The organism is Gilliamella sp. B2889, assembly GCF_026536885.1.
Classification (GTDB): Bacteria; Pseudomonadota; Gammaproteobacteria; order Enterobacterales; family Orbaceae; genus Gilliamella; species Gilliamella apicola_E.
Genome location: NZ_JAFNNF010000006.1, coordinates 44,376 through 59,895, shown reverse-complemented (window position 1 = coordinate 59,895; position 15,520 = coordinate 44,376). Strand labels below are relative to the sequence as shown.

Sequence of the window (15,520 nt, the reverse complement as noted above, 5' to 3'; positions counted from 1 at the left end):
ATGGTAAAAGTTGTTAATACCAACAAAGCACCAGCAGCAATAGGCCCTTATGTTCAAGGTGTTGATTTGGGCAACATGTTATTTGCTTCAGGTCAAATTCCAATTAATCCAGCTACAGGTGAGATGCCAAGTTGTGTCAAAGAGCAAGCTAAACAAAGTTTAGCGAATGTAAAAGCAATTGTTACTGAGGCAGGATATCAAGTTAAAAATATCGTTAAAACGACGATTTTTTTAGCGGATATGAATGATTTTGCGGATGTGAATAGTGTCTATGAGGCATTTTTTACAGAGAATCAGGCAACATTCCCTGCTCGTTCTTGTGTGCAAGTTGCTCGCATTCCTAAAGATGCGAAAGTTGAAATAGAAGTTATTGCGGTTAAATAATCGACTTATAATTGTTAGCACCGAAAGGTGCTAATGAAGTAAAAAAAGTTGAGGAACGGGGTTTTTGAGGTTTTTTTTATTTAAAATCCCTTTTTTGACCATCTATTCTAACGTTTTATATCCAAATCAGTCTTTTAAACGGTCTATTTTATTATCCTAAAATTATTTATATTTAAACTATTATTTAGTGATTGATTGCCAATTAAGTTGGTGCAATAATCTACAATTATCTATTGATATTTACTGATTTAATTAGGTTGGGAAAATGTTTGAAAAAGTAGAGTCGTACGCAGGGGATCCAATATTATCATTAGTCGCTGAATTCAATAATGATAAGCGCGAAAACAAGACCAATTTGAGTATTGGTTATTATTATGATGAAAATAGTGTGGTTCCTCAATTATCGTGTATTAAAACGGCTCGTGACTATATTTATCATCATCAACAAGGCGCACAACTTTATTTGCCGATGAGTGGCTTACCGAGTTATTGTCAGGCAATCCAATCATTGCTTTTTGGTGAAGATAATCCTGCTTTTCAAACAAAGCGGATTGCCACTGTTCAAACATTAGGGGGATCAGGTGCGCTGAAAGTCGGTGCTGACTTTTTATATCGTTATTTTCCTGATTCTCAAGTTTGGGTTAGTGATCCAACTTGGGAGAATCATATTGCCATTTTTAATGGCGCAGGATTTAAGGTAAATAAATACCCTTATTTTGATCCTCAGACTTGTGGCGTGAATTTTGATGCGATGCTTGAAACACTAAATACCTTACCAGCTAAAAGTATTGTGTTATTGCATCCTTGCTGCCATAACCCAACTGGTGCAGAATTAACAAACCAACAATGGGACAAAGTGATTGATGTTTTACAAAACCGAGATCTCATTCCATTTATGGATATCGCTTACCAAGGTTTTGGCGAAAGTATCGAAAGTGATAGTTATGCAATAAAAAAAGTGGCTGAGCGAGGATTGTGTGGGTTTATCAGCAATTCGTTTTCTAAAACTTTTTCACTTTATGGTGAGCGAGTGGGCGGTTTATCCGTTTTATGTGATAATAACCAAGTGGCTAATCGAGTGTTTGGTCAATTACAAGCAACGGTTCGTCGAAATTATTCTAGTCCTGCCGCTTACGGTGCACAACTTGTATCATACGTATTAAATAATGCTGAACTTAAAGCTTTATGGTTTAAAGAAGTCGAATCAATGCGTAATCGTATTGTTATCATGCGCTCAACATTAGTCGATTTATTAAAAACAGCAGCACCTAAACAGAATTTTGACTACCTACTTAAACAAAGAGGTATGTTTAGTTACACCGGTTTTTCTAAAGAGCAAGTCGCACAACTAAAAGATGATTTCGCTGTTTATTTGGTGGGCAGCGGGAGAATGTGTGTGGCGGGTTTAAATCACCATAATATACATCGTGTAGCAGAAGCATTTGCCACAATCAAATCATAATGTGACTAACTAGAGGAGAATCACATGTTACGTAAAGTATTTATTTTATTGGTAAGTATCGCGATGACAACACTTGTAGTAGGTTGTAACACGGTTAAAGGTGTAGGTAAAGACGTGCAATCTGGCGGTAAAGCTATTACCAATACTGCCGAAGATGTTAGTGAAAAATTGTAAATAATAAATGGGTTTGCTTATAGCTTCTTAAAAGCAAACAAAACCATATGTATCGACTATTTATTTTAGCATTTTTACTTGTAGGGTGTGGTTCGTTGAACTTTCGAACTGCACCTTTAATCATGGATAATTGCCAGTATCAAAATCGTTCTGGTGTTGAATTTAAGTTAAACCAACTTGAATCCAATTTTACACAATATCCCCATATTTATCTTTCACAAAGTCGAGCTAGTCGACACTTACCCATGAGTTATGCTGGCTTAAAAGGCAAATTAACAGGTCAAACTTTTGAGCGAGATTATCCAAAAGAGACTTTTTGGCGTAGTACTAATATATTTGAAAAAGCATCAATGTATGATGATGGTTATGATGATCTTTACATTAGCGCCAAACAGAAAGAAGAACGCGATCGTAAAGCAAAGTTTGTTGTTAAAGAAGCTGTGTTAGAAACGTGTCAAATTGTTTATATTTCCATTGATTCTTTAGCTAAAGACAGTGATAATTCGTCATTAATTAAATTTAATGATTTATCTATTATTAATTAAGGATCTTTATATGACGGATAATCCAAAACTTAAGGGAATAGGTGGCTGGCTTATAGTTATTGCAATATTTATCATATTTTCGATTGTAGTAAATCTATTCGCTATCGGTTTTATTGTTATGATTTTCAAAGACCATTGGGGTGATTTTATCAATCCTGCTTCTGAATATTATATTCCTAATTTTAGTTGGGTTTTACCAGTGGAATTAGGTCTTAACGCGATTTTAATTCCTTTTGCCCTTTATTTGCTTTATCTTTTTTTTACTAAAAACTATAAATTTCCTTATTATATGATTGGTTATCTAGTAACTTCATGTACTTTTGTTCTTTTGGATCAATTTTTTTCTTATCATTATGTTAAACTTCCGATTGAAACAAGCGATATAGCTAAAATAGTAAGACAACTCATTTGGAGCGGTATTTGGGCTGCTTATATATTAAGATCAGAGCGAGTTGCAAATACCTTTGTTGAAGGACAATGTAAAAGTCATAACAATATAATTAATTAATTTATCATTTTATTATTTTAAGGAATTAAAATGCCATTAAATTTTGAATCATCTGTTAAAGGAAAAGTTAAAAAAGCAGTTATTCCTGTTGCTGGTCTTGGCACAAGAATGTTGCCTGCAACCAAAGCGATTCCTAAAGAGATGTTACCTGTGGTTGATAAACCACTTATTCAGTATGTTGTCAAAGAGTGTATTGCGGCAGGGATAACTGAAATTATTTTTGTAACGCACTCGTCTAAAAATTCTATAGAAAATCACTTTGACACCAGTTTTGAGCTTGAAGCTATGCTTGAGGCCCGAGTTAAACGTCAACTTTTGCAAGAAGTACAAGGGATTCTGCCAAAAAACGTGACGATTACTAGTGTTCGCCAGGGGTTAGCAAAAGGACTTGGTCATGCTGTGCTTTGTGCTTATCCTTTGGTTGGTGATGAGCCTTTTGCTGTAGTATTACCGGATGTGATTATTGACGAGTATGATAGTGATCTTGCTCAAGATAATTTAGCGGCGATGATTAATAATTATCATAACACTAAACATAGCCAAATCATGGTCGAACCTGTGCCAAAAGACCTTGTTTCATCTTATGGTATTGTTGACTGCCGTGGTGAAGAGTTATCAGCTGGTAATATAGCGCAAATGTATAGTGTAGTTGAAAAACCGTTAATTGAAGAAGCTCCATCTAACCAATCAGTTGTTGGGCGTTACGTTTTATCTGAAAAAATTTGGCCACTTTTAGCTAAAACGCCTTTAGGTGCTGGAGGTGAAATCCAATTGACTGATGCAATTGCGATGTTACTTGATGAAGATCGAGTGGATGCATACTGTATTAAAGGCCGAAGCCATGACTGTGGTAATAAATTGGGTTATGTACAAACTTTTGTACAATACGCAATGCGTCACAAAAGTTTGGGTGATGATGTTAAAGCATGGTTAAAAACCATTTAGTTTTGTTTTTCCGCTGATATAAAAAGACGCCAATTGGCGTCTTTTTGTTAATTAAATTAAACTGAAAATTATCTTTATTGTTAAACTTCAGACTGTTCATTATCCAAAGTCACATTAGGATCATTATAAATATCCATATTCATTAATTCAACTTCATGATCGGTTGCTATTGCAGCGGTCATTGCTCCAGATACATTAGCTAACGTTCTGGCCATATCAATGATTGGATCGACGGCTAAAACCATACCAATTAATGGGAAGTATTCAGCCATACCCATGCCTGAAAGTACAACAGTCGCTGCAACTGTTGCAGTGCCTGGAATACCTGCGATACCAATTGATCCGATAACTACCACAATGACTAGCATTATATAGAATTGAATATCAGTATTAATGCCTACCATATGAGCAACCATAACCGCGAGTAAGGCTGGGAAAAAGCCAGCGCAGCCATTCATTCCCATTGTACTTCCGAGTGAGCCAACTAGATTCGCTGTACCTGTATTGACGCCCATTCTGACGGTCAATGTTGAGATAGTCATCGGTAATGTACCAACAGATGAGCGGCTAGTGAAAGCAAGTAACCATGTGCCAAGTGCTTTTTTGATAAATACGATAGGTGAAATTCCATGAAGCATGACAATCACAATATGCACAACAAGCATTATTATGGTTGCAAGGTAAATCGCTAATACAAAGCTTGATACATCAATAATTGCTGGGATACCGTTTGAAATAATTGTACGAGCAAGTAAAGCAATCACCGCATAAGGCATATATTTAATAACCGTCATGGCAATTGACATGATAATTTTATAAAGCGCTTCAATAAAGGTTTTAAAAAGAGCAATAGGTTGTGGATTCTTTTTTTCCATTCGGTTTGCGGCAAGTCCCATCAATGCTGAAAAGATAACTAAGCCTACAATATTCTCTTTTACCATAGAGCCGATGATATTACTTGGAATAAGATTCACGAAAGTATCAATAATATTGGTATATTGTTTGGCGGTAGCCGTTTTGGTTGATGCTGAACTCAACTCACCTAATGATAGTAAATTTGCTAAAATAATACCGACAATACAAGCGATGGCTGTAGTGAATAGTAACCAAAAAATTCCTCTGAATGCTATTTTCGGCAAATTGTCTTTACCAGAAAAATCAATAATCACTTTTACAATTGAGACAAAAATTAATGGAATCACTAACATGCGTATGAAGGCAATAAAGGCACGACCAAACAAACCATACCATGTTGCTGTTTCTTGCATCCAAACAGTTGAACTTTCTGGAAAACCGGCTGCAGCTTGAATACCTAAACCAATAACAGCACCAAGCACCAATCCGACTAACATTCTAATGGAAAAATTAACTTTTTTGGTTTGCATCGGTCGCATGACGGCAAAAAAGCAAAGCAGTAATAAACCAATCCCGATTATAGTTTGATAATGGGTGATGGATAAGAACTTTTCGAAAAAAGTGCCCTGAAAAATGGCATCTGACATGTTTACCCCCTGCTTTTGGATAAAATTGAATTAATTTTTAATAATCTTTTATGGTTTGGATTAAAACCAAACCACATATTTTGAATTTTAATAATTTTGCAAATATTTGAAATATTTCAATACTATTTAGCAATGCCCCCAGCGATATTTAAAATATCCCATGGTCTTGAAAAAGGTGGTGCATATAAAAAGTCCATCATGGCTAATTCATCAATTTTCATATTAGCCCAAATAGCGGTGGCTAAACTATTCGTTCTTAATACAGCACCGCTGCCCCCAGCAATCTGTCCACCTAATAAAATACGAGTTTCGGCGTGATAAATAAGTTTAGCCGTGACGCTAGTTTGCCCTTCAACATAGTTACTATGATTTTTATCTTTAACTACTACTGTTTTGTATGGGATACTGGCTTTAATAGCTTGTTGTTCGGTTAGTCCTGTTCGACCGGCTTCGATATCAAATACTCTTAATGCTGATGTCCCAAGGGTTCCTGGGAATTGATTGTTACCGCCTGCTAAATTGTCACCAACAATTTTACCTAATTTGTTCGCCCCGGTCGCTAATGGAATATAAGTCATTGATTGGCTAACGCGATGATGAAGCGCGACACAGTCGCCTGCAGCATAAATATCAGCTATGTTAGTTTGTCCATAATTATCAACGACAATTGCACCATTACTAAGAGTTTCAATATTGAGATGTTTATAAACTTCGCTATTAGGCTTTACTCCTGTGGCAATAATGACAATGTCGGCGGGATATTTAGCTTTATCGGTGATAACATGAGTAACTTTTTGTTCACCTTCAAAGCCTTGTACTTGCTCTTGTAGATGTAAATCACAATGTTGTTTTAGATTTTCTTCAATTATCTCAGTAAGTTCTGGATCGAAGGCATCGGTCAAAACTCTATCATCTAATTGAATTAATTTTACGTTTTTATTCAATTTTACTAACGATTCAGTGATTTCTAGCCCGATATAGCCGGCACCAATGACCACGACATTACTATTTTGGTTTAAAGCTTTTTTTATTGCCAGACCATCATACATATCACGTAAAGTGAAAATATTTTCCAATTGTAGATTTTTTAAAGGTGGAATTATCGGTGTTGCCCCAACGGCAATGAGTAACTTATCATAATCGTCTTCAAAACAATTATTGTTTTTGATGTCTTTGATGGTGATTTTTTTTAATTGAGGATCAATAGCAATAACTTCATGTAATGTTTTGATTTCAATGCCATCTTTAGCAAATTGTTCTGGCGTTCTGGATATCATTTCATTTTCATCACCAAAATGATTGCCAATAAAATAAGGTAATCCACAAGCTCCAAATGAAACTATATCTGATTTTTCATAGATACAGATTGTCGCATTGGGGTCCCTTCTTTTGGCTTTTGCAGCAGCACTTGCTCCAGCTGCTTGAGCGCCAATGATGATTATTTTCATCGATAATTCTCCTTTGAGCGCAGATAATTTTTAACTATCATCCTAACACAGGTTATCATCTTGGTTAAATTAGTTGGTAATTTAGCTTTAATCTTAATCAATTTTACGTTCAGCTGATGTAATTTTGGATAGTTTATTATCGCTAGAATAAATATTAATTAGTCAAAAAAGTTGAGGAACGGGGTTTTTGAAGTATATTTTTGATTAATTCCACCTGTAATGGCGTATCGTTTAAGGCTGGAATGTAATAAAAATGTTTACCACCAGCATCTAAAAATATTTCTCTGTTTTGCTCATCAATTTCATAAAGTGTTTCAATGCAATCCGCTGAAAAACCCGGGCAGATAACATGGACATGTTTGGTCCCAGTTTTAGCTAGGTTTTCTAATATATCGCTGGTGTTTGGTTCAACCCATTTCCCTTTACCAAATTTTGATTGATAAGCCATTTTGATTGGTAAGTCGATACCATTATCTTGGCATTTTTTTATCAATAACTTGGTTGTTAACTGGCATCTTTGCACATAGTCATCTTGCCGTTTATCAATATAGCTTTGAGGTATGCCATGATAGGAAAGAAGCAATACATCAGGTTGTCCTTGCGTTGAAAAAGCTTGTTGCACTTGTGAATAAAGCGCATCGATATAACTTTCGTCATCTGCATAATCACGAATATAGTTAATCTTGAACGCACAATCACGAATAAGTTGCTTAATTTTATCTAATACCGCCTGAGTTGTAGTTGTAGAATATTGTGGAAATAACGGTAATAGTGTTACTTCTTCGCATGATTTTAAATTATTTAGTGCGGATTGTAAGCTCGGTTCACCATAGGTCATGGCTAATTCGCATTGTATATCCGGTAATGCTTGTTGTAATTGATTCATCAAGCGTTTACTGTAATGGAGTAATGGTGATTCCTCATTTATCCATATTTTTTGATAATGGTTAATGATGTAGGGAACGCGTTTAGGTAATACTAGGTATTTTAGTATTGGATACCAAATAAAAGCAGGAAGATCGACAACATGACGATCGAGTAAAAACTCTGTTAAGTAAGAGCGAATTGCCTCTGGCGTTGCAGCACTTGGCGTACCTAAATTAACAATTAATACTCCCTTTTTGTTTTTCATCGGTTATCCTTATATGGTTCAAGATAGTGATGGGTAACCTTAAGTAGGCGATTTAGTGCTCCTTGGTTTCTTTTTAATACTTGATATGCGTTTTCGCCCATTTGCTGACAACGATTGTCGTCATTCAATAAGCTGTTTACAGTTGAATAGAGTGAATCAGCTGTGCTGTCACATATCAACATACCATTAGCTTCAATTAACTGTTCACAAATCACTTTAAAGTTAAAAAAGTATTTACCGCTGATAATTGGAATATGGTGTAGTGCCGGTTCTAATGGATTGTGACCACCATGCTCAATTAAGCTACCACCAACAAAAGCGATATTAGCTAAGCCATAAAGTTCTAATAGTTCTCCCATGGTGTCGCCCAAAATCACTTGCGTCTGATTTGTTGGGATTTGCTTCGTGCTTCGTTTGATATAATTTAACTTATTATCGGAAATTAGTTCTTCAACAGTTTTAAAACGTTCTGGATGACGCGGAACTAAGATAAGTAATAAGTTAGAGTGATTTTTTAGTAGTCGTTGAAATGCTGATAAAATGATTTCATCTTCACCTGAATGTGTGCTCGCTGCTATAAGAACTGGTCGATTTAATTGCCATTGCTGTTTTAATTGCGCAAGACTTTGTTTATCAGTTAGTTCAATATCAAATTTAATACTACCGGTTACGGTTAAATGCTCTTTTGGCAAACCTAACGATAAAAATCGCTCTCCATCTTGTTCGTTTTGAGCGGCGACAGTGCTGATTTTAGTTAATAGTTTACTAATCGCTTTTCCTAATTTGTGATACCTATTGGCTGAACGTTCAGATAATCGCGCATTAGCAATAATTAATGGGATTTTTTTGTTATGGCATTGGCTAATTAAGTTTGGCCAAAGTTCGGTCTCCATGATTATGACTAATTTAGGTTTAACTGCTTTTAGAAAACGATGTATTGCACAGGGCAAATCATAAGGTAAATAGACATGGCTAACGCTATCTTTTAGTAGCGTCTTAACTTGTTTAGAGCCAGTAGGTGTCATTGTTGTAACGGTAATTGGTAACTGCGGATATTGTTTTTGAAGTGTTTTTATCAATGGAATTGCTGCGAGTGTTTCGCCGACAGATACCGCGTGAACTAAAATTCCACCTGATTTGACTTTATTTTTACAAAATCCATAGCGTTCTAACCAACGCTTACGATAATCTGGTGCTTTGCGACTGCGCCAAAGCAGTCTAAACCAGACAAGCGGTTGGATTAAATAAAGTAAAATCGTATATAAAATATTCATGATTACTCATTAGTTAGATTGAAAAAGTGTTCTCGGTAATAAAGTAATTCGGCGATTGAGTCGCGAATATCATCTAACGCTTGGTGAGAACTCTGTTTACTGATACCTTTTAATATTTCAGGTTTCCAGCGTCTGGCTAATTCTTTAATCGTACTGACATCTAAATAACGGTAATGAAAATACTTTTCTAGATTTGGCATATAATTGAACAGAAAACGTCGGTCTTGACCAATCGTATTACCACAGATTGGTGAACAGTTTTCGGGAACCCATTGTTTTAAAAACGCAAGAGTTTGTTGTTCAGCTTGTTGTTCGGTAACCGTACTTTGACGAACACGATCGATTAATCCTGACTTGCCATGCGTTTTTTGATTCCAATCATCCATAAGCGCAAGTTGTTCATCTGTTTGATGAATAGCAATGACTGGACCTTCAGCGAGAATATTTAAATTAGAATCAGTTACAATAGTTGCGATTTCGATAATGCGATCGCTATTTGGATTGAGGCCTGTCATCTCCAGATCAATCCATATCAGATTATTTGATAGAGTAGTCATAATTTGTGGTATAAATTTTCTTTTTAATGCTGAGTAGTGTAGCATAAGTACTAAACTGTTTGACCAAAAAAATTAGCAACCGTGGCAAAAAATCAACTTTCAAAAAATCAAAAAAGGCGTATGGCCGCTAAGCATCAACAACGTTTAGAAACTAAGATGGATGAAAATCTATCAAATTTCTCTGCGCCTCGTGATGGGGTGGTGGTAAGTAGGTTTGGCAAATCAGCGGATGTTGAAGATAATGCTGGGATTATTTATCGATGTAGTATTCGCCGTACTTTACCGTCATTAGTGACGGGGGATAAAGTATTGTGGCGTGAGAGTTTGGAACCGAATACTAATGGTATTATTGAAGCAGTTCATCCTCGTCATTCCGAGTTAGTACGGCCTGATTTTTATGATGGAGTTAAGCCTGTTGCAGCAAATGTCGATCAAATTGTTATTATTTCAGCCGTTTTACCTGAATTATCGTTTAATATCATCGATCGGTATTTAGTCGCTTGTGAGGCGACGAAAATTAAACCTATTATCGTATTGAATAAAATTGATTTACTTGATGAGCAAAAAAAACAAGAAATTGAGCAACAGTTTCTTATTTACACTAAAATTGGTTATCAGGTTTTATTTGTTTCATGTCAGTCACAACAAGGTATTGAACCTTTACAGAAGGTTTTAGATGGTAAAATTTCTATTTTAGTTGGTCAATCAGGTGTCGGTAAATCCAGTATCATCAATTTACTATTGCCTCACAACCAAGCTACGCTAACTGGTGAAGTATCTGAAATATCTGGGCTTGGCCAACATACCACAACTTCAACTCGGCTTTATCATTTACCTAATGGCGGGGATATCATTGATTCACCAGGAATTCGTGAGTTTGGTTTATGGCATTTAGAGCCAGAGCAAGTTATTGCTGGTTTTGTTGAATTTGATGATTATTTAGGAGGTTGCCAATTTCGTGATTGTAATCACTTAGATACACCGGGATGTTTACTCCAGAAAGCTGTTGCACAAGGCGCGATTGCACCATCAAGGTTAGATAATTATCATCGAATATTACAGTCAATGCGCGAAGTCAAAGCGAAAACCAATAAAAGTTATAAATAGTTGCTTTTGGTTAGAAGGTTTTATTTTTGAACTGTTGAGGCTTATTGCTCACAACATGACTTGTGAGCAATAAAATGAAATTTAAGATCTATGATTTTTTAGTGCAAAACCAATTGCAATATAAGCAAAGCCTTGGAAAACTAAATCTATACCTAAAAACATTCCTAATACCCAAACGCTATCATATGGCCAGCCTGCCATTAACATAAGTCCTAAAATGATGTTAATCACCCCAGAAAAGACGACCCATCCCCAACGAGGTATGTTGCGGTTGCTCATTGCAGCAAAAATTTGAGTAAATCCACTAATCGTCAATAATAAAGAAATTAATAATGTTAATGCGCTTGAGACCGCGATCGGTTGGAAAAACGACATAGCGCCAATGAAGATATATAAAATCCCCATGATTGCCCATAAAGCAGTTTGGCCAAATCCTTTGATGTTAAAAGAGTGGATTACTTGGATAATCCCTGCGATAAAAAGGAGTGAACCGATAAAATAAACAGAAAAAACGGTGGCTATGAATTGATACCCTAATGCCAAGCAACCGAGAATAATTAAAACTATACCAATAATAATAAACCAATTTGATTTTTGTTTAAAACTTTGAATAGTGTTTTCATTAGCTATCATATTTATTTCCTGTTGTTAATGTAATGTATTAAATGAACACCATCTTTCTGAGTTAATCTTGACTCATATGAAAAAGGGAAGTGTACATAGCTGATAAAAAATACTTAGTGAAAACTCGGACGATTTACTTTCACTAAGTATAATATTTAATCAATATAATAAAATCAATTTTGATATTAAATTTTATCTTTCAGTGCTTCATCTAAAGTTGAATAAAACATTAATTTATTTGATACAGGTACAATTCTCGCCCGAGCTAAGGTTTTTAATGGTTGGAATTGCAATTCGCAAATAGATAGATCAACTGACTCAGGTAATTCATCAATAAAATGGATAAGTGCATTTAAGCCTCCTGCATCTAGGATAGGTACCGCATCCCATTGTAAAACAATATGTTGATAACCATTGATTTTTTGGTATAACTCTAAAAAAGTCCGTTCAGCAGCCGCAAAGAATAATGGACCATTAATTCTTAGCACTAACGTCTTTTCATTGCTTTGGTTCAATTCGACCAAACGAGTCATACTAGCAATACGACGCATAAACAGTATTGAGGCTAATACAATTCCAAGCGTAATAGCGATTACCATGTCGAATAATACGGTAAGGGACATGCAAATAAGCATGATCATGATATCGTCTTTAGGTGCACATTTAATAATGTAGATAACGCGTTGAATGGCACTCATATTCCATGCAACAATTAATAATAATGCTGCCATAGCTGATAATGGAATAAATGATAAAAGTGGGGCAAAACAGATAAGTGCCAATAATACGATTAATGAATGCAATACGGCGGCAATTGGCGATGTTGCGCCCGCTTTGACATTTGCCGCTGAACGCGCAATAGCCGCTGTTGCTGAAATGCCACCAAAAAATGGCGCAATGATATTTCCTAAACCTTGGCCAATCAGTTCGCTATTTGAATGATGTTTGGTATGGGTCATTTCATCTAATACAACTGCGCATAGTAGTGATTCAATCGCACATAACATAGCCATCGTTAATGAGATTGGAATTAAAGCCGTTATTGTTGACCAATTCCATGTGAAACTTGCATGTTCCCATGGTAAGATAAATTCTGGTAAGACAGGCGGAATACCATGACCAACAGTGTTATCGGCTAATGTATAAGTGAATCGTGAACCGATTGTTTCGATTTGATAGCCAAATTGATTGAATACTAACATGGTTAGTATGCCAGCAATTAAAGCCGGTAAATGGCCAGATATTTTTACTCGAAATTTTGGCCACATGATTAAAACAATCAGTGTAACTAAACCAACAAAGGTATCTGCGATATTAATGGTTGGAAAAGCTTTAACTAGTTCAATAACTTTATTAACATAATTTTCTGGCATGTGTTCTAGCGTTAAGCCAAAAAAATCTTTTATCTGCATGGTGGCGATGGTTATTGCAATACCAGAAGTAAAACCTAGCACCACTGGTAGAGGAATGTATTCGATTAATCGACCTAAACGAATTACACCCATCAATATTAAAAAAATGCCTGAAAGTAGAGTGGCAATTAATAGACCTGATAAGCCAAATTGTATGGAAACAGGATATAGAATGACCACAAACGCTGCAGTTGGGCCTGAAACACTAAAACGTGATCCTCCAGTGAGAGCTATCACGAAGCCTGCTATAATTGCGGTATAAAGGCCATGTTGAGGGGCAACACCACTTGCAATAGCTAAAGCCATAGCAAGCGGGATAGCAATAATGCCAACCGTTATTCCGGCAATTAAATCTTTAAGAAAACGAGTTGTGTTGTAAGGAGTATTTATGCATGCAGATATAAACGCACAGCTTATTTTAATACCAGAAAGGCCATATAATTTCATTATGTTTTAAAGCAGTTAAATGAGTTATAAAAAGTAGCTAATAAGATAATCTTTTTTTAAAAAATTGAAAGAGTATTCTAAAAATAATTGTATGATTTTCAGTTAAATTATGTGATTAATGGTATAAAATGCTTTAAAAGCACGCTCTTGTTATTTTGCTCTTATATTATTAGGTAGGAGCCATTATGTCTTTTATAAAACAATCTTTTTTTATCCAATTTTTAATCTTAGTCATCAGTTTACTGATGTTTTCACCATTAAGTTTTGCAGAAATGATAACATCAGGTTCAAAGACCGCGTATCAGTATGATAAACAACAGACTCCTGCACCAGATGGATATCAAGCATTTTATATTGATCATATTGGTCGGCATGGTTCACGTTATATTAGTAAACCTAAATATGAAGATATTGCTTATAACGTATTAATTTTAGCTGATAAAAATAATCAATTAACCGAAATGGGAAAATCATTATTAAGGCAAATTATTCGTATTAAAGCATTGAATAAAAATCATTATGGTCAGCTTACTGATCTTGGTCGAAAAGATATTAGTTTAATTAGTCAACGCATGTTAGCCAATAACCCAACGGTTTTTAAAGGACAAAAAATCGAAGTGATATCATCAACCTCACCAAGAGCTAAAGAAACAGCAGAAATTTTTATTAAAACATTTAAAAATAACTATTCTGATATCAATATTTATCAACAACCAGAAGATCAACAAACACTATTACGTTTTTTTGAATATTCTCCGACTTATAAAGAATATAAAAAGAGTAAAAGTGTTAAAAATGCCTTAAAATCGCTAGAAAATTCGACTAAAACAGTAGAGATGAGTCAAAATGTTGCAAGTTTGATATTTACTCAAGGCTTTTGTAATGAGTTGAATATTGGGATTTCTTTACCTGAAAAATCTTCAATTAAAACAGCAGATTTTGTCATTGCAGTTTATCAACTTTACCAGGAGTTATTATCATTTTCTCCTGAAATTTTAGCTGATAATCATCTTGATTTTAGCCTATATTTCACTAAAAATCAGTTATTATGGTTTGACACGGTAGTCACTTCTAAAAATTTTTTACAAATTGGTCCAGCATTTGATTCGAATGGTATCCAGATTAAAATTGCTGCGCCATTATTGTTGGATATGTTAAAAACAGCTGATAAGGCAATAACTGATAAAAATATTGATGCTAATTTACGGTTTGCTCATGCTGAAACTATTTCGCCATTAGCAACATTGCTTGAACTTGAAGGCACTTATACTGCCGTTAACTCAGTCGCGGATTATCCATTCGTTTGGCAAGCAGAAAAAATTATTCCTATGGGCGCTAATATTCAATGGATTTTTTACCAAAGCAATCAACCCCATCAACCCATATTAATCAAAGTGATGTTAAATGAAAGAGAAGTGCATTTACCATTGAAAACCGATAATTATCCGTACTACCGTTGGGACGAGGTAAAACAGTTTTATGAAAATAAGCTGAGTAAACTAGGTTTTACTGATAATAACACATCTTTAGAATGGCTAAATAAAGTAAAATAATTTTTAAACTTGTAGCCAAAAAGTTACGGGTCCATCGTTAATAAGAGAAACCTGCATGTCAGCGGCAAATTGTCCAGTTTGTGTCTCAATTTGTTGCTGACATTGTCTAACAAAAAATTGATAAAGTTCATTAGCTTTATCGGGTGGAGCACCTTTTGTGAAACTTGGGCGCATACCTTTTTGAGTATCAGCGGCCAGGGTGAATTGAGAAACAACCAACAATTTTCCATTTATTTGCTGAACATTGAGATTCATTTTGTCATTAATATCACTGAAAATACGATAGCCGAGTACTTTTTCACTCAAGCGTATTGCTTTTTGCTCGTTGTCATCTTGTTCAACACCGAGTAAAACAAGTAATCCCTGATCGATTTGACCAATAATTTGATTATCAACAGAAACCGATGCTTGTTTTACACGTTGGATTAAGGCAATCATAATTTATA

The 15,520-nt window shown here is 35.2% G+C and carries 16 protein-coding genes; 8 read left to right on the top strand and 8 right to left on the bottom strand.

Annotated elements, in window-relative coordinates; translation table 11 throughout:
* The 6 genes from J3U09_RS09605 to galU all read left to right on the top strand — a co-directional run bounded on the left by J3U09_RS09605 (position 1) and on the right by galU (position 4,018).
* The gene (locus J3U09_RS09605) at positions 1-384 is read left to right on the top strand and encodes a RidA family protein (protein WP_065735223.1); all 384 of its coding nucleotides are present in this window, start codon (positions 1-3) and stop codon (positions 382-384) included.
* A 265-nt stretch (positions 385-649) separates the two neighbouring features.
* Positions 650-1,846, top strand: coding sequence for an aromatic amino acid transaminase (locus J3U09_RS09600; RefSeq protein WP_267331008.1), 1,197 nt, complete (start codon positions 650-652; stop codon positions 1,844-1,846).
* A gap of 63 nt (positions 1,847-1,909) precedes the next feature.
* Positions 1,910-2,020, top strand: coding sequence for an entericidin A/B family lipoprotein (locus J3U09_RS09595; protein WP_370632592.1), 111 nt, complete (start codon positions 1,910-1,912; stop codon positions 2,018-2,020).
* Between the two features lie 47 nt (positions 2,021-2,067).
* Positions 2,068-2,565, top strand: coding sequence for a hypothetical protein (locus tag J3U09_RS09590; RefSeq protein WP_267358038.1), 498 nt, complete (start codon positions 2,068-2,070; stop codon positions 2,563-2,565).
* Positions 2,566-2,575: 10 nt separating this feature from the next.
* Entirely contained in the window at positions 2,576-3,073 is a 498-nt protein-coding gene (locus J3U09_RS09585; RefSeq protein WP_267358036.1) for a DUF2569 domain-containing protein, read from the top strand.
* Between the two features lie 30 nt (positions 3,074-3,103).
* Positions 3,104-4,018, top strand: a complete 915-nt coding sequence (gene galU, locus J3U09_RS09580) for a UTP--glucose-1-phosphate uridylyltransferase GalU (RefSeq protein WP_267358034.1) — start codon at positions 3,104-3,106, stop codon at positions 4,016-4,018.
* 80 nt (positions 4,019-4,098) lie between these two features.
* On the opposite strand, the gene J3U09_RS09575 is transcribed toward galU, so the two are convergent.
* From J3U09_RS09575 to orn, 5 genes are all read right to left on the bottom strand, one after another.
* Entirely contained in the window at positions 4,099-5,520 is a 1,422-nt protein-coding gene (locus tag J3U09_RS09575; RefSeq protein WP_267358032.1) for a cation:dicarboxylate symporter family transporter, read from the bottom strand.
* Between the two features lie 122 nt (positions 5,521-5,642).
* Positions 5,643-6,968, bottom strand: a complete 1,326-nt coding sequence (locus tag J3U09_RS09570; protein ID WP_267358030.1) for a CoA-disulfide reductase — start codon at positions 6,966-6,968, stop codon at positions 5,643-5,645.
* 154 nt (positions 6,969-7,122) lie between these two features.
* Complete coding sequence (hemH, locus tag J3U09_RS09565; RefSeq protein WP_267358028.1) at positions 7,123-8,100, bottom strand: ferrochelatase; 978 nt, start codon at positions 8,098-8,100, stop codon at positions 7,123-7,125.
* Positions 8,097-9,374, bottom strand: coding sequence for a lipid IV(A) 3-deoxy-D-manno-octulosonic acid transferase (waaA, locus tag J3U09_RS09560; protein WP_267358026.1), 1,278 nt, complete (start codon positions 9,372-9,374; stop codon positions 8,097-8,099). Before waaA ends, hemH begins: the two co-directional genes overlap by 4 nt.
* 2 nt (positions 9,375-9,376) lie before the next feature.
* Positions 9,377-9,931: an oligoribonuclease gene (gene orn / locus J3U09_RS09555; RefSeq protein WP_416379918.1), complete on the bottom strand. Its 555-nt coding sequence runs from the start codon at positions 9,929-9,931 to the stop codon at positions 9,377-9,379.
* An 81-nt stretch (positions 9,932-10,012) separates the two neighbouring features.
* Here orn and rsgA point away from each other — a divergent pair, with 81 nt between their 5' ends.
* Positions 10,013-11,038, top strand: a complete 1,026-nt coding sequence (gene rsgA / locus J3U09_RS09550; RefSeq protein ID WP_267332375.1) for a small ribosomal subunit biogenesis GTPase RsgA — start codon at positions 10,013-10,015, stop codon at positions 11,036-11,038.
* A gap of 81 nt (positions 11,039-11,119) precedes the next feature.
* On the opposite strand, the gene J3U09_RS09545 is transcribed toward rsgA, so the two are convergent.
* Together J3U09_RS09545 and dauA are read right to left on the bottom strand one after the other, a co-directional pair.
* On the bottom strand, positions 11,120-11,671 hold the full coding sequence (locus tag J3U09_RS09545; RefSeq protein WP_065561805.1) for an HdeD family acid-resistance protein: 552 nt from the start codon (positions 11,669-11,671) through the stop codon (positions 11,120-11,122).
* Positions 11,672-11,847: 176 nt separating this feature from the next.
* The gene (gene dauA, locus J3U09_RS09540) at positions 11,848-13,521 is read right to left on the bottom strand and encodes a C4-dicarboxylic acid transporter DauA (RefSeq protein ID WP_267358024.1); all 1,674 of its coding nucleotides are present in this window, start codon (positions 13,519-13,521) and stop codon (positions 11,848-11,850) included.
* 185 nt (positions 13,522-13,706) lie between these two features.
* On the opposite strand from dauA, the gene J3U09_RS09535 reads away from it, so the two are divergent.
* Positions 13,707-15,074: a histidine-type phosphatase gene (locus J3U09_RS09535; protein ID WP_267358022.1), complete on the top strand. Its 1,368-nt coding sequence runs from the start codon at positions 13,707-13,709 to the stop codon at positions 15,072-15,074.
* Positions 15,075-15,077: 3 nt separating this feature from the next.
* On the opposite strand, the gene dtd is transcribed toward J3U09_RS09535, so the two are convergent.
* On the bottom strand, positions 15,078-15,512 hold the full coding sequence (dtd, locus tag J3U09_RS09530; protein ID WP_065561808.1) for a D-aminoacyl-tRNA deacylase: 435 nt from the start codon (positions 15,510-15,512) through the stop codon (positions 15,078-15,080).
* Between the last annotated feature and the right edge of the window lie 8 nt (positions 15,513-15,520).

What these genes read in the sequence shown, in the direction of transcription:
- J3U09_RS09535 (WP_267358022.1), top strand. Translation starts at nt 13,707, where the DNA reads ATGTCTTTTATAAAACAATCTTTTTTTATCCAATTTTTAATCTTAGTC.
- hemH (WP_267358028.1), bottom strand. Translation starts at nt 8,100, where the DNA reads ATGAAAAACAAAAAGGGAGTATTAATTGTTAATTTAGGTACGCCAAGT.
- dtd (WP_065561808.1), bottom strand. Translation starts at nt 15,512, where the DNA reads ATGATTGCCTTAATCCAACGTGTAAAACAAGCATCGGTTTCTGTTGAT.
- J3U09_RS09570 (WP_267358030.1), bottom strand. Translation starts at nt 6,968, where the DNA reads ATGAAAATAATCATCATTGGCGCTCAAGCAGCTGGAGCAAGTGCTGCT.
- J3U09_RS09585 (WP_267358036.1), top strand. Translation starts at nt 2,576, where the DNA reads ATGACGGATAATCCAAAACTTAAGGGAATAGGTGGCTGGCTTATAGTT.
- J3U09_RS09600 (WP_267331008.1), top strand. Translation starts at nt 650, where the DNA reads ATGTTTGAAAAAGTAGAGTCGTACGCAGGGGATCCAATATTATCATTA.
- J3U09_RS09545 (WP_065561805.1), bottom strand. Translation starts at nt 11,671, where the DNA reads ATGATAGCTAATGAAAACACTATTCAAAGTTTTAAACAAAAATCAAAT.
- dauA (WP_267358024.1), bottom strand. Translation starts at nt 13,521, where the DNA reads ATGAAATTATATGGCCTTTCTGGTATTAAAATAAGCTGTGCGTTTATA.
- J3U09_RS09605 (WP_065735223.1), top strand. Translation starts at nt 1, where the DNA reads ATGGTAAAAGTTGTTAATACCAACAAAGCACCAGCAGCAATAGGCCCT.
- J3U09_RS09595 (WP_370632592.1), top strand. Translation starts at nt 1,910, where the DNA reads ATGACAACACTTGTAGTAGGTTGTAACACGGTTAAAGGTGTAGGTAAA.
- galU (WP_267358034.1), top strand. Translation starts at nt 3,104, where the DNA reads ATGCCATTAAATTTTGAATCATCTGTTAAAGGAAAAGTTAAAAAAGCA.
- orn (WP_416379918.1), bottom strand. Translation starts at nt 9,931, where the DNA reads ATGACTACTCTATCAAATAATCTGATATGGATTGATCTGGAGATGACA.
- J3U09_RS09575 (WP_267358032.1), bottom strand. Translation starts at nt 5,520, where the DNA reads ATGTCAGATGCCATTTTTCAGGGCACTTTTTTCGAAAAGTTCTTATCC.
- J3U09_RS09590 (WP_267358038.1), top strand. Translation starts at nt 2,068, where the DNA reads ATGTATCGACTATTTATTTTAGCATTTTTACTTGTAGGGTGTGGTTCG.
- waaA (WP_267358026.1), bottom strand. Translation starts at nt 9,374, where the DNA reads ATGAATATTTTATATACGATTTTACTTTATTTAATCCAACCGCTTGTC.